This window comes from Holdemania massiliensis AP2 (assembly GCF_000327285.1).
GTDB lineage: Bacteria > Bacillota_I > Bacilli_A > Erysipelotrichales > Erysipelotrichaceae > Holdemania > Holdemania massiliensis.
Window position 1 is genome coordinate 39041 of record NZ_HE998570.1, and the last position, 13298, is coordinate 52338.

The 13298-nt window shown below is 45.0% G+C and carries 13 protein-coding genes; 10 read left to right on the forward strand and 3 right to left on the reverse strand.

The window, feature by feature from the left end; translation table 11 throughout:
• Window positions 1–145: 145 nt before the first annotated feature.
• Window positions 146–964: a Fic family protein gene (locus tag BN162_RS14405; RefSeq protein WP_020225822.1), complete on the forward strand. Its 819-nt coding sequence runs from the start codon at window positions 146–148 to the stop codon at window positions 962–964.
• A gap of 368 nt (window positions 965–1332) precedes the next feature.
• On the opposite strand, the gene BN162_RS14410 is transcribed toward BN162_RS14405, so the two are convergent.
• Window positions 1333–2217 (reverse strand): LysR family transcriptional regulator, encoded by an 885-nt coding sequence (locus BN162_RS14410; protein ID WP_020225823.1) that lies wholly within the window; start codon window positions 2215–2217, stop codon window positions 1333–1335.
• Between the two features lie 176 nt (window positions 2218–2393).
• Between BN162_RS14410 and BN162_RS14415 the strand changes: the two genes are divergently transcribed.
• From BN162_RS14415 to BN162_RS14440, 6 genes are all read left to right on the forward strand, one after another.
• On the forward strand, window positions 2394–3344 hold the full coding sequence (locus BN162_RS14415; protein WP_020225824.1) for a twin-arginine translocation signal domain-containing protein: 951 nt from the start codon (window positions 2394–2396) through the stop codon (window positions 3342–3344).
• Window positions 3345–3551: 207 nt separating this feature from the next.
• Complete coding sequence (locus BN162_RS14420) at window positions 3552–4406, forward strand: AraC family transcriptional regulator (protein ID WP_020225825.1); 855 nt, start codon at window positions 3552–3554, stop codon at window positions 4404–4406.
• Window positions 4396–5307, forward strand: coding sequence for a DMT family transporter (locus tag BN162_RS14425; RefSeq protein WP_020225826.1), 912 nt, complete (start codon window positions 4396–4398; stop codon window positions 5305–5307). The genes BN162_RS14420 and BN162_RS14425 overlap by 11 nt, the downstream gene beginning before the upstream one ends.
• Entirely contained in the window at window positions 5291–5713 is a 423-nt protein-coding gene (locus tag BN162_RS14430; protein ID WP_020225827.1) for a DUF2000 domain-containing protein, read from the forward strand. Before BN162_RS14425 ends, BN162_RS14430 begins: the two co-directional genes overlap by 17 nt.
• A gap of 298 nt (window positions 5714–6011) precedes the next feature.
• On the forward strand, window positions 6012–7586 hold the full coding sequence (gene gpmI / locus BN162_RS14435; protein ID WP_020225829.1) for a 2,3-bisphosphoglycerate-independent phosphoglycerate mutase: 1575 nt from the start codon (window positions 6012–6014) through the stop codon (window positions 7584–7586).
• A 126-nt stretch (window positions 7587–7712) separates the two neighbouring features.
• Window positions 7713–9665, forward strand: a complete 1953-nt coding sequence (locus tag BN162_RS14440) for an aryl-sulfate sulfotransferase (protein WP_020225830.1) — start codon at window positions 7713–7715, stop codon at window positions 9663–9665.
• Window positions 9666–9948: 283 nt separating this feature from the next.
• Here BN162_RS14440 and BN162_RS18450 read toward each other — a convergent pair whose 3' ends face one another.
• On the reverse strand, window positions 9949–10098 hold the full coding sequence (locus BN162_RS18450; protein WP_020225831.1) for a UTRA domain-containing protein: 150 nt from the start codon (window positions 10096–10098) through the stop codon (window positions 9949–9951).
• A gap of 248 nt (window positions 10099–10346) precedes the next feature.
• Here BN162_RS18450 and BN162_RS14445 point away from each other — a divergent pair, with 248 nt between their 5' ends.
• Window positions 10347–11291, forward strand: a complete 945-nt coding sequence (locus tag BN162_RS14445; RefSeq protein ID WP_020225832.1) for a CPBP family intramembrane glutamic endopeptidase — start codon at window positions 10347–10349, stop codon at window positions 11289–11291.
• Between the two features lie 117 nt (window positions 11292–11408).
• Here the strand turns inward: BN162_RS14445 and BN162_RS14450 are convergent, their stop codons facing one another.
• On the reverse strand, window positions 11409–12014 hold the full coding sequence (locus BN162_RS14450; RefSeq protein WP_020225833.1) for a hypothetical protein: 606 nt from the start codon (window positions 12012–12014) through the stop codon (window positions 11409–11411).
• Window positions 12015–12224: 210 nt separating this feature from the next.
• Between BN162_RS14450 and BN162_RS14455 the strand changes: the two genes are divergently transcribed.
• Both BN162_RS14455 and BN162_RS14460 read left to right on the forward strand, forming a co-directional pair.
• Complete coding sequence (locus tag BN162_RS14455) at window positions 12225–12437, forward strand: hypothetical protein (protein ID WP_020225834.1); 213 nt, start codon at window positions 12225–12227, stop codon at window positions 12435–12437.
• A gap of 56 nt (window positions 12438–12493) precedes the next feature.
• Window positions 12494–13153 carry an HAD family hydrolase gene (locus BN162_RS14460; RefSeq protein ID WP_020225835.1) on the forward strand — a complete coding sequence of 220 codons (660 nt, stop codon included), beginning with the start codon at window positions 12494–12496 and terminating at the stop codon, window positions 13151–13153.
• The last annotated feature ends 145 nt before the right edge of the window (window positions 13154–13298 follow it).

Consider the following 13298-nt stretch of genomic DNA (forward strand, 5'->3'; position numbering starts at 1 on the left):
TCACTTTCTTGATGAAATCAGTGTTTTAACTCTTTAAACTCGATTCTGAATCGACATCTTTGAAACGGATGAACACCGCTTTATTCCAAGACGAAGACTGCATAAATCTGATATAATAGTGTAAACTGGGCAAGGAGATGAGAACATGAACGATGGCTATCAGGTCGTAAATGGAGAATATGTGGATTTAAAGAATGCAAAGAGCTATTGGGATACAGCCATAGGACTGCAGCAGGTTGATAATCTTTTTCCAAGCCCTAAACTTTACGAATTAGTTGAAGATCATCTGATGGGAAAAAAGAATTATGCTCAGGTGGAAGAGAGCCTGCATGAATACTATGCAGCTGCTTCGGAGAAGCCGAATTACAGAACTCGTGAGGCGGATCTTGTTTCCGTACGGATTGCGCAGCTTCTTAACGATACGAATTTCAGACTCACGAAAAGAGAATTACTGCGGATTCATCAATTTCTGTTCAAAGATATTTTTCCCCAGGGTCTTGAAAAATATGTCGGCCGTTTTCGCGATGTAAATATTCGAAAAGAAGAGGAAATTCTAGGCGGACTTTCAGTTCGTTATTCTGATTATCGTCAGATTGAGGAAAATTTGGATTATGATATTCATCGTGAGAATTTAAGAACAATTCATGAACAGGTAGATCATATTCCTGCTTTATCCAGGTTTGTGTCTAACATATGGAATACACACCCCTTTCGGGAAGGGAATACCCGAGCCACGGCCGTGTATATTCTGAAATATCTCAGGCAAAATCGCTTCCGTGTGGATAATACTTTATTTAAGAACAATTCTAAATATTTCAGAGATGCTTTAGTTTTGGCAAGTGACAACGAGAAAGAATGGAATGATTATCGTTACTTGGAATCCTTCTTTCAAAAACTATTAGTCGATTCCGATTTAGAACTTCCTGCTTTTTGCCTTGCGAATAATGATGCAGAGGATCAATAAGAAAAGGAGTTTAGCTGAAGTTGAATATAAGGAAATAGTAGAACAGAGCTGGTATCAGCCTGTTTTAACTCTTTATAAACGGAATTTGGATATGGATAGATTAGTGAATCACAAAAGCACCTAAATGGGTGCCTTTATTTTCTATAGATATTTACAGCTGCTTTTCTGGAGTAAAGTAAAACCTTTCCTGTTTTTCAGTGTCAGATCCTACAAGAAAAGAGTCAGGAAACAGCGTTCAATGAACTCATGATTATTTGCATATTTCAATGACTTTCAAGGAATGAGATCTTTATTTAAAGAATGATTATCTGAATTCTGTTAAAATAATTTGTTGGCGGAATAAATTCATCGAAGAAGAAAGACTCAGCTTAAAATTGAATTGTTTTCATTTTTGTTTGACATAGCTGAATGAAAGCTTTGCCTACTTCATTTAATTCCCCTTTTCGCCAAGCTAAAACCAAGGTGATTTTTCGTTTGCGATTAAATGGGATAAACAATACGTCATTCTTTTCACCGGGAATGGTCTTATACGGGAAAATAGAAACTCCAGCATTAGCCTTGACAAAGCCAATCGCGAAGTTGCAGTATTCAATTTCTAAATAATTGACATTTTCTGTGCATTGATCAATTTCCTGAACGATATCCCGTATCCATTGATCATTATGTGTAGTAATAATAATCGTTTTTCCAGAGAGATCTTGGGGTTCAATTTCTGACTTAACCGCAAGTGGATCTTCATGATTGACGACACAGTAAAATTGGGATTGTTTCAGTGAAATAAACTCATAATCAGGATTATTTTTGACCCAGCAGTCATAGGTAAACATCATATCTACGGTTTTAAAACGCAATGGATCGCAGCCGCTGCTGATGTTGACGGGAACGGAATCCAAGTGTATCTGCGGGCAGCATTTTTGAAAATTCAGAAGCAAGGCAGGATAACAGTTTAATATCACTTCGGGTGTAAAGCCGACAGTCAATGTCTGGCTTTCACGATAAATTTGAGCTGCCCGCTCAATGGCGTCCTGGTGCATATCATAGATTTTTCGCAGTTCTTCAGCATAGGCCGCACCGGCAGGCGTCAGCGTAACGGAATGTTGATCCCGAAAGAATAAGGGAAAGCCTAATTCTTCTTCAAAATGCCGAAGCTGATAAGAAACAGTGGAAATTGAAAGAAACATTTTTTCAGCGACAGCCGAAAAACTTTTTGTTTCTGATAATTGTAAAAAGCATAGAATTTGTCGTGTGTTCATAAGACTCTCCTTTCTGATAAGAAGTGGAAGAAGAACGTTAATTTCCATCTTATCAGTAAAATCACAAACAAGCAATAAGACTAGATGTGAATATTTAAAAGTTTGTTTTAATTTTTAAAACACAAAGGAATCAAGGGTTGTGTATGATTAAAACAACAGATAGAGGAGGAAACAAAATGAATCAGATTTCACGCAGACAATTTTTAAAAGCAGGATCAGCTGCCGCTTTTTCCACTGCCATCCTTGGAATGCTCAGCGGATGCAGTTCTGATCCTCAGCCTAAAACCACCACGGAACAAGCCTATGATCCGAAAGGTTTGATCCAGTATATGAAAGACAATCCGACAAGCTGGATGTCGGTAGATAACGGATATTGGTCAGAGAAACCGGAAGATAAACCCACAACAGAGGAATTGACAACGATGTGCGACGTCGCAATGATGGCACAGCTTGCGGTTCAATTCAGTGAGGTTTTCTGTGTCGTTCTGCAGGATGTTCAGGATCAGTTTGATGTAATCGGGGATTATTGGGATCAGCTATTTAACGCAAAAGGAAGAAGTGTTACGGAGGGAACGGCAACAATTCTGTTCTATGCGGATAAGATTCTGCCTCAGGAAGAACATGCGACGCCTTACGGCAGTTACGTTGACAGTACCACCGGACTTGAAAGCGAAGTCGGTAATTTCTACAGTCAAAGTGTTACTAACGCCTATTTGGACACAGGGATTGCGATGGGATGGCTGCAATTTGCCGCTCATGCATTAGGCTATAATACCCATATTTTCGGCGGTCTATATGGAGAAGCTGCGAAAACGGATCCAACGCGGTATATCGATGGCAAAGGTTTAAAACGAGGTTGGGGATTTGTCCACAGCTATGGGGAAGATATTAAAGATATTCCGGTAGATGGCAATATGAAACTGGTTGCGGCTGTCGTCATCGGAAAAGTTGCGGAAGGTGAAGATGCAATGACAGCGGCTTCCAAACATATGCGGCCAACCAATTATTCTTTTTATGACGGTCATCCTGGAGAGAAAGCAGTCATTTCACCGACTGCGGATTCAACGACCGGCGCAACTTCGCCGGATGCTACAAGCGCACCGACAGTCACGGCAGAAACCGAGTAACAAGCTTGCAAAAGGAATGCAGGGAAAAGCGGAAAAACTAAAAAAGAAGTTAGTCATCTCGTCTAAGGACAGAGGTGACTTTTTTGGCTGTGCTTGAAAAGGCAGCGTTAAAAGTAAAACCTTTCCTGTTTTTCAGTGTCAGATCCTTCAAGAAAAAAATCCGGAAACAGCGTACAATAGATTTAAATGAAAAAAGGGGGGAAGGGAATGCCATCAACACAGGAACAGCGGCATGTTTATTATGACCGCGATTTGGAAATTGAAGCGTACAATCTGGGCGGGATTGTTCAGAAGTTTCCCAATCATTTTCATGAATTTTATGTCCTGGGTTTTATCGAAGGCGGAAAACGGCATCTGTGGTGCCGGGGAAAGGAATACGACGTAGCGGCAGGGGATCTGATTCTGTTCAATCCGCGGGATAATCATTACTGCGCGCCGATTAACGGTGAGATTCTGGATTATCGGGCAGTGAATATCAATCCGGATATTATGCGGAAAGCCGTTAAAGAAATAACCGGCCGCGATTCGCTGCCAAGGTTTACGCAGAATGTAGTGCCGCAAAGTGAAATTGCCGTGCTGATCGGGGATGTCTATGACGCGATTCTAAGCGGAGCACCCAAGCTGAAAAAGGCCGAGGCATTTTATTTTTTGATCGAACAGGTGCTTCAGGATTATGCCGTAGACGTGGATCAAAGTCCAGTGCCGCAGCCCAATCCGCAGATTCAGTCGCTGTGTGAATATATTGAAGTTCACTGCGAAGAAAATATCACGCTGGAAAATTTAGCGGCAATGGCCGGTTTTGGTCAGTCCTATTTGCTGCGTTGTTTTACTCAGCAGGTCGGCGTATCGCCGTACCGCTACCTGCAGACGATTCGAATTGATCGGGCTAAAAAGCTGCTGGAACAGGGAGTTCCGCCGATGGAAGCGGCGGCGATGACCGGTTTTGCGGATCAAAGTCATTTCACCAATTATTTTAAGGAATTTATCGGACTGACGCCGAAGCAGTATCAGCGGATCTTTACCCAAACAGCTAAAAAAGCGGAGACCGAAGATGCGCAGTAAGCTTCGGTTAGGTCAGGCTTCCGCCTTGATTACGATTCTGATCTGGGGGACGACCTTTATCTCAACTAAGGTATTGTTGACAGCGCTCTCGCCAATTGAGATTTTGTTTCTGCGTTTTGTGATCGGTTATCTGGCCTTGTGGCTGGCTGCGCCGCGGCGGTTGGTTCTGACGGATCATAAGCAGGAAGGCTGGTTTGCGGCGGCTGGACTGTGCGGCGTGGCTTTGTATTATGGATTTGAGAATCTGGCGTTAAGCATGACGCAAGCGTCCAATGTCGGTGTGATCATTTCCATAGCTCCGTTCTTTACAGTTTTGTTCAGTGCGGTTTTCCTGAAACAAAAACGTCCGGGACTGCGATTTTTTCTCGGCTTTTTGATGGCGATGGCGGGCATTATGCTGATCAGTTTTAACCAACAGGCTGTTGAAATTCATCCGCTGGGTGATGGCTTGGCAGTGATTGCCGCGATGATCTGGGCAATATATTGTCTGATAAGCAGAAAGATTTCTGAGCTGGGCTACAATGTTCTTTTAACGACGCGGAGAACTTTTTTCTACGGCCTGCTGCTGATGCTGCCGCTGGTTATGACGCAGTTTTCCGCAGATTTTCAGATCCTGTCTGAACCCTCCGTTCTGCTGAATTTGGTGTTTTTGGGGTTAGGCGCATCGGCGCTGTGCTTTGTGACCTGGAATTATGCAGTTGGAATTTTAGGCTCGGTGAAAACGAGCGTGACCATTTATATCGTACCGGTGATTACCGCAGTGGCTTCAGCCTGGGTTCTGCATGAACCGCTGACACCGCGGGTGATTTTGGGATTGGGCTTAACCCTGGGCGGCTTGCTGCTGTCCCAGAAAATAAATCAGGAAAAGGAGCAGAAAGAACAAAATGGAATACTTGAATGAAAAATGTGTCATGGTGATCAATTCAGAATTGCCGCTGGGACTGATCGCCAACACGGCCGGAATCTTAGGTATAACTCTAGGTAAGCTTGCACCGCAGATCGTCGGTGAGGACGTGGTTGATCAAAGTGGAAATACCCATTTAGGTGTCGTTGCCATTCCCGTGCCGATCTTGAGCGTATCTACAGAAAAGCTGAAAAAGATTCGCGAACAGCTGTATCAGCCGGAGTTTTCCGATCTGATTGTCGTTGATTTCTCGGATATTGCCCAGAGCTGCAAGAACTATCCGGAATATATTGAGAAGGCAGCTCAGGCATCAGAAGCACAGATTACATACTTTGGGATCGGGTTATACGGTCCGAAGAAACGGGTAAATAAGCTGACTGGCGATCTGCCGCTGCTGCGCTGAATCTTCAATCTTGAGGGACAGAGATTTGATCTGCCCTTTTTTTCTGTTTCGTGCAGAAACGGTTTAAACGAAATGATTAAAGAATTACCATAAAAAGCAAGGTGGAAAACAATGAAACAGACGGAAAAAAGAAAGGAAGAGAAACCAACGGAGAAAGGTGTGAAACAGACTCGAATGTCTTTTCATATCCTGAGGCTCACCTGAAACCTGTGAAATAATCCAGAAAATCACAAGACATTTTAATGCTTTTGCGGCCGCTTCGTGGTATATTATTGGTGTGAAAACAGGAGGATAACACATGAATAAAAAACCTTTAGTTCTTGTTGTCATGGATGGCGTCGGATTAACCGAGAAGGATAACGGCAATGCGGTCAAGCATGCCTACACTCCGAATCTGGACGCGCTGATGGCAACCTGCCCGAATACAAAAATCAAAGCCCACGGTACCGCGGTGGGTTTGCCGAGTGATGCCGATATGGGAAATTCCGAGGTCGGCCATAATGCGTTAGGCTGCGGTCAGATTTACAGCCAGGGTGCAAAGCTGGTCAACGAATCCATTGAAACCGGTGCGATTTATACATCGGATACCTGGAAAGAACTGATTGCGAATGCGAAAGGTCATACGCTGCACTTTTTAGGTCTGTTGTCAGACGGCAACGTCCATTCGCATATTCATCATCTGGAAGCCATGATTCGCGAAGCAAAGAAGGAAGGCGTTGAACGTGTACGTCTGCACGTTCTGCTGGATGGCCGCGATGTTCCGGAAACCTCAGCGCTGATCTATGTCGAAGAAATTGAAAACCTGATGACTGAGCTGAACGACAGCACCTTTGATGCGAAGATTGCCAGCGGCGGCGGACGGATGGTCATCACGATGGATCGTTACGAAGCGAACTGGAATATGGTTGAAAAGGGCTGGCACATTCATGTTTTAGGCGAAGGCCGTCAGTTTGCTTCAGCCAAAGAAGCAGTGGAAACGTACCGCGAGGAGCTGCATTGCTCAGATCAGGATCTGCCGGGCTTTGTCATTGCGGAAAACAGCCAGCCGGTCGGAACGATTGAAGATGGCGACAGCGTTATTCTGTTCAACTTCCGCGGCGACCGCGCCATCGAAATTTCCAAAGCCTTTGAAATGGCGAACTTTGATGCTTTTGACCGCGTGCGGTTCCCGAAGGTCATCTATGCGGGCATGCTGCAGTATGACGGCGATCTGCACATTCCGGAAAAATTCTTAGTCACGCCGCCGCACATCACCAACACGATGTCGGAATACTTGGTGAAAAAAGGCATTCGTTCCTATGCAATTTCGGAAACGCAGAAATTCGGTCATGTTACTTACTTCTGGAACGGCAACCGTTCAGAAAAGTTTGATGAAAAGCTGGAAACCTGGGTTGAGATTCCATCCGATATCGTTCCATTTGAACAGCGGCCTTGGATGAAAGGCGCGGAGATCAGTGACGAACTGATTAAGGCAATTGAATCCGGTGATTACGATTTCTATCGTGTTAACTATCCAAACGGCGATATGGTCGGTCATACCGGCAACTATGAGGCGACGATCATCGGCATGGAAACTGTGGATCTGTGCTTGAAGCGGTTAATGGATGCCTGTGACAAAGCCGGTGCGATCATGATTGTGACTGCCGACCACGGCAATGCCGATGAAATGGAAGAAAAGAAAAAGAATCCGGAAGACAAGGCGAAACCGAAAACTTCCCATACGCTTAATCCGGTACCGTTCATCATTCGCGGCGCGGATGTAGAATTAAAGGACGGCGATTTCGGTTTAAGCAATGTGGCAGCTACGGCTGTTGAACTGATGGGGCTGGAAGTTCCGGAAGGCTGGAACGAAAGCATGCTGGCCAAGAAATAAAAGTTCAGACAAAAACAAATATTGCCTCTGAGTTGTGGTATCATAAGCTCAGAGGTTTTCTTTTCAATTCATAAAAAGAAATCGAGTTCCCATTTCCTGCAACATTGATCTTAAAGGAGGAGAATTATGCGAAAAGGACTTTTAACCATCTTGGCTTTTGGCCTGCTGCTCAGCGCTGGCTGTTCGTCAGCAAATGAAAAACGGACCTTCACGGAGGAAGGAAAAACGGAAGTCACAGTCCAGGAAACTTTGTTGGAAACCCAGAATCGTCAGACTGCGGAGATCACAGCTCAGCTGCAGGGCGGAACGCTGGATAACCCGATTGTACTGGTCAATCCGTATGGGCTCAGCCCGCTCAGCGCCCTGATTGCACTGGACATGGAAACGGAAGAAGCGCTGACCGTTACGGTAAAGGGCCGAAAGGCGCAGGCTGATCTAAGCTGGACTTATGCTCCGGCAACAGAGCATCGGGTGCCGATCATCGGCTTGTATCCTGAGGAAGACACAACGGTGCAGCTGATTGTCGGTGATATCGTCAAAGAACTCAAGATTCAGGGACAACCGTTACCGGAAGGGGCATTCACTGCGGAAGTAACGACAGCTTATCAAAATCCGGAGCCTAATCAGCTGATTTTCACGACACCTTCCAGTACAGGCTATGCGACAGGTTATGACTGCGAAGGCGATATCCGCTGGATATTGAACGTCATGATGTTATGGGATTTGAATTTGCTGGACAATGGACGGGTCACGCTGAGTACCAATCGGCTGCTGGACAGTCCGTATTACACCACCGGTTTTTTAACGATGGATCTGCTGGGGCATATTGACACGGAATACAGTGTGCCGGGAGGTTATCATCATGATCTGGATCAGCTGCCTAATGGAAATTATTTAATCGCTTCGGATGACTTCAGCAGCGGTACAGTAGAAGATGTGATTGTAGAAGTCGATCGGGAAACCGGAGCGATTGTCAAATCATTTGATCTAAAAAAGACCTTGCCGCAGGATGAGGGCAAGAGTCTAAACTGGACGGCCAAAGACTGGTTTCATAACAACAGCGTTGATTACAATCCGATCCAGAACACGCTGACTGTTTCGGGAAGGCATCAGGATGCCGTCGCGGTGATTGATTATGATACACAGGAACTGATCGCGATTATCGGTTCTCCAGAAGGTTGGTCTGAATCAATGCAGTCTTATTTCCTGACGCCGCAGGGGGATGACTTTGAATGGCAGTGGGCGCAGCATGCGGCAACCTGGCTGGATGATAAACACCTGATGTTATTTGATAACGGAATGTATCGTTCAAAAACAGAAGACAAGGCGGTTGCGGCAGAAGATAATTATTCGCGGCTGGTGGTTTATGAAGTGGATCTGGAAAACAAAACGATCAGGCAGGTCAAGGAATATGGCAAAGAACGGGGCTATGCTTATTATTCACCGTATATCAGCGATGTTGATTTCCTGGGAAATGATCAGTGGCTGATCACATCCGGCGGTATTTCCTGGCTTGACGGCAAGATTAACAACATGCCGGGTTCCCTGACCACCTATGATAAGATGGAAGCCTATGTGACGCTGATCGAGGGGGATCAGGAAATATTTGAGTTGAAGATTCCAGCGAATATTTATCGGGCAGAAATGATTGATGTTTCAAAGACGACGATGACACCATTAACGTCCGGCAGCTTGTTGGGAACGTTGGGCATGACGACATTTAAAACGGAAGCGGATTTATCATCGAAATTGAAGTTCAGTGAGGCTCAGACAATCGGTGAGGAGCTGGCGCAGAAACTGATCTTAACTCAGGAACAAGATCGGCTAATGGTTACGGCAACCTTAAACAAGCATGATAATCTCGATCTTATTCTGGTCAATGAAGAAGAACTGCGGATTTATCCAGTCCAGACGGATACCCAGCCGGGAATGTGTGTTGCGGTCTTCAATCAGCCGAAGTCACCGGATGTTTCCACGCTGATTCAGACAATCAGTGCTGAGGGGTTGGAAGGAACATGGCATATTTACTATTTGTTTAATCAACAGCTCTATGATGCAAAACAGGTTTATAAGAACTAATGGGGACGAAAGAAAAAAGAAGGCAGAAGCCTGGGCGCAGTTAAAAGTCGATTCGGGTTCAATGAAAAAGCAATTCAAAGGACAAAACAGCCGGACATAACGCCAAAACGCCTGATCAAAAAATTTCCGAGCTGGAGAAAATGTGAAAATTTCCTGTAAAAGAATAGATTCTTTCTCTTTGCTTTGAGAAATTTGGCGGAGATGATAAGGATACGTTTTATTTGTGAAAGGATAAAATAAGAATCGGAATTGCCTCCGATTTTTATTTTCACTGTCGGTAACATTAATAACGGAAGGAATACTGATCTGCATGGTAATACGTTTCGGTATATTCAAACGGTGTGTTGTCCGTAAGATAAGAAATATGCGTACTCAGAACAACGTCGCGTTTTTCGCTCATTTCCAGATGCTTCTGAATTTCCTTGTTTGGCATAACCACGCTATTGTAAGCCAGCTGCAGATTTAATTTTTTTAATAAGTATATAAAAAACAGGGTTCCCCAATCCAGGCTCAGAATTGGAGTGTTTCAGGGAATGAGGAACATCCATTGAAAGCTGAACTTAACGGCGGCCAACAAAAACAAGAGTTTGGTTTTGTCATAGAAAGTTTAATAAGATTTAAGAGTTGAACGAGTTCTTTCATGATATACTCCTATCATAAACCTGGGAAAGAAGGGGTATTATGTTTAAAAATAAAAATGGAGAACTCCGGGCTGGCTGGAAAATTGCAGGGATGCTGGGAGCGGTTTTCGGCAGCTTGTTTCTTTTGATTTTTGCGATACAATTTGGTTTTTCTTTTATTATGATTGCGACGGGGAATCTGAATGCATCAACCGGGATCGGAACGCCGTTGGCGTATCAGATTGCCGCAGTCATCAACACATCCATGATGTTTATCCAAACTCTGGTGATGATTGGAATTCCCATCCTGCTCTGGCGGAAGGGACTGAAAAAAGATCTGCGTTCATTGGGACTGCCGGCTTTGACAAAGCACTGGCGTTCCATGGGGCTGGGATTGGCGATCGGCGCCGGTTCCATGACGTTGGTTTTCCTGCTGCTTTTGTTTACGGACAGCGCGCAGGTTTTAACTTGGACGCCGCAGTGGAACTTTTCGTTTTTGGTGATGCTGGCGATGTATATTCTTGTGGGATATTCTGAAGAAATCGTCTGCCGCGGCTATATTCAGGGCGTCATGAAGCAAACTCACAATCCGATCCTGATCGTTTTGGTTCCATCCATCCTGTTCTCGCTGATGCACTCAGCCAATTCCGGGATGGGGCTGATTCCGTATCTGAATCTGTTTTTGATCGGTCTGTATCTCTCCCTGATCACGCTGAGCAGCGGTTCACTGTATCCGGCAATTGGCTATCACATCTTCTGGAATTTCTTTCAGGGGCCGGTCTATGGCTTCTCGGTCAGCGGCGGGATGGAAAGCGGCCTGCTGAGCACGTATATGAAAGGCAATTCCCTGCTCAACGGCGGAGCTTTTGGCCCGGAGGGCGGATTGATTGTTACAGCGGTCATTCTGTTGATGCTAGGAGTTTGGTACTGGAAGAACCAAGCTCAGCTTCCAGTTTTATGGAAACAGCTGAAATCTGAAAATGTTGAAACAGCTTCAGAAGAATGAAAGACGATTTCCCCTCGAAGCTTGAGTGAAGCTGGAAGATCTATATAAAAAACGCGTTGACTTCTCAAGTTAGATCAGAGAAGAGCCAGCGCGTTTTTCATTTATTTTCCTGAAGAATTAAGCGGCGTTTTCTGCAAGCAGCCGGATTTCGCTTCGGTATAAGAACAGGATAAAGACGGCAGTGATCACTAGGTTAAGCACGCTGCTGATCATAGAGAACACATTGACCATGTTGGACAGGGAAAGCACTAAAAATGAGAATAAGATGTTCACGCCATAGCTGAGAATCATCAATTTCCAGGTTAAATCTCCATGCTTGATCAAGGCCGTTTCCTGCAGATCCGTTAATAGGTTGGTCGTTCCCTTGATAATGAAGAAGTTCTGGAGGAAACCGAAAACGGAGGCAGTCGTGGACAGTGCTAACGCAACGATCATAAAGATATTTGCGGCATTCGCGTCGCCCGCCGCATACTGATTGGCGAAATAAACCGAAGCCATGGACAAAATCAAGCTGCAGCCCAGACTGCAGAGGACCATGATGAAGGCTCGGTTATACAAAACGTCAGCTTTCCGGGCTTTAACGATGCCAACTAGAATGGTGATGCCAGCAACCATACTGATCAGATTGCCGAGATTCGGAATGGAAACAAACAGGGCGATGACCTGACCGAAGAAGATGAGTTTCAGCGCTTTGCCAGCTGTAAAATAGCGATTTTCTAACATGATGAAGACTGATAACTGCTGCTTTTGATTATGTCAGCCGTTATCTTTTCCTTTCTTTTCTGCCAGCTTTGTATGCAGGACAGAGGTTCATCGGGAATTTTATCACAGAAAATGAATTCGGACAAGGCGTGTGGACCCACAAGGCGCCGCAGTCTGCCGGATAAGCGGTAATTTAAGCGGGTAAGCTAGCAGGGAAGGGAGGCGTGAGAGATGTATTTTAACTATCATGCCAAAGCGAGGCGGCTGATCCGCGAAGGTCACTGCACGCATTTTGAACTCGTTGAGCGGTGGAACCAGATTGCTCCGGCACTGGTTCTGTATTTTGACAACGAGCCGCCGATGCCGATTCGCCAGGAACGCTGGGCTGATTATTTTGAATTGATCGATGAAATTCATAACAAGTCTGCCGATGAGGGGGAATAAGGCTTTACTACCGCCGCGAAATCCGCTAAACTAGAAGCGATTGAGAGGGTGATGATGTGACGCAGATACAGGCTGTGGTGTTTGATATGGATGGGGTTCTGATTGATTCAGAACAGTATTATCAGGATATGTTAATGAAATACTTCAGAGCGATGAAGGTGGATCTTCCGCCTCAGCGATTGAATTTATTAGTCGGAGCCAATGGGAAGATGAATTTGTGGCCTAAGATTCTGGAAGGAATTGAGCTGCCGCAGCCGTATGATGAATTCATGATCGGTCTGCGGGAATATCGTCATGCCCAAGGCATTGCGGATTATCGGCCCTTGTTGTTTCCCGGCGTGGAAGATACGCTGAAAACGCTCAAAGCCAGCGGTAAAAAGCTGGCACTGGCTTCCTCCAGTTCGTTTGCCTCGATTGAAAAAATGTTGTCAGATACCGGGCTTTATACCTATTTTGAATTGGTGACTTCCGGCGGCATGTTCAAGGAATCCAAGCCGAATCCGGAAATTTATTTGTTTACTGCCGAGAAGCTGAAGCTGGACCCGCATCAATGCGTGGTTGTGGAGGACTCCCCGTATGGAATTCAGGCTGGTGTTTCGGCAGGCATGACCGTGATTGCCCGACAGGATGAACGATTTCCGATGGATCAGTCCCGCGCCCATTATTTTGTAAAACAATTAACGGAAGTTCCGGCCATAGTAGCACAGCTGGCATAAGTGAATGATGCTGGATTTCTGTAAAGATCGCAATGAAGGAAGAATTCATTCGTAAAATGAAATCCAAAACAGAAGAAAGGATCTGTTCTGATAAGCGGAAGCGGAACAGATTTTTATTTTGTGAAGAAATATTTTTGAAAGCGCT

Coding starts and splice junctions, on each gene's coding strand:
- BN162_RS14405 (WP_020225822.1), top strand. CDS start 146: ATGAACGATGGCTATCAGGTCGTAAATGGAGAATATGTGGATTTAAAG.
- BN162_RS14410 (WP_020225823.1), bottom strand. CDS start 2,217: ATGAACACACGACAAATTCTATGCTTTTTACAATTATCAGAAACAAAA.
- BN162_RS14415 (WP_020225824.1), top strand. CDS start 2,394: ATGAATCAGATTTCACGCAGACAATTTTTAAAAGCAGGATCAGCTGCC.
- BN162_RS14420 (WP_020225825.1), top strand. CDS start 3,552: ATGCCATCAACACAGGAACAGCGGCATGTTTATTATGACCGCGATTTG.
- BN162_RS14425 (WP_020225826.1), top strand. CDS start 4,396: ATGCGCAGTAAGCTTCGGTTAGGTCAGGCTTCCGCCTTGATTACGATT.
- BN162_RS14430 (WP_020225827.1), top strand. CDS start 5,291: ATGGAATACTTGAATGAAAAATGTGTCATGGTGATCAATTCAGAATTG.
- gpmI (WP_020225829.1), top strand. CDS start 6,012: ATGAATAAAAAACCTTTAGTTCTTGTTGTCATGGATGGCGTCGGATTA.
- BN162_RS14440 (WP_020225830.1), top strand. CDS start 7,713: ATGCGAAAAGGACTTTTAACCATCTTGGCTTTTGGCCTGCTGCTCAGC.
- BN162_RS18450 (WP_020225831.1), bottom strand. CDS start 10,098: ATGCCAAACAAGGAAATTCAGAAGCATCTGGAAATGAGCGAAAAACGC.
- BN162_RS14445 (WP_020225832.1), top strand. CDS start 10,347: ATGTTTAAAAATAAAAATGGAGAACTCCGGGCTGGCTGGAAAATTGCA.
- BN162_RS14450 (WP_020225833.1), bottom strand. CDS start 12,014: ATGTTAGAAAATCGCTATTTTACAGCTGGCAAAGCGCTGAAACTCATC.
- BN162_RS14455 (WP_020225834.1), top strand. CDS start 12,225: ATGTATTTTAACTATCATGCCAAAGCGAGGCGGCTGATCCGCGAAGGT.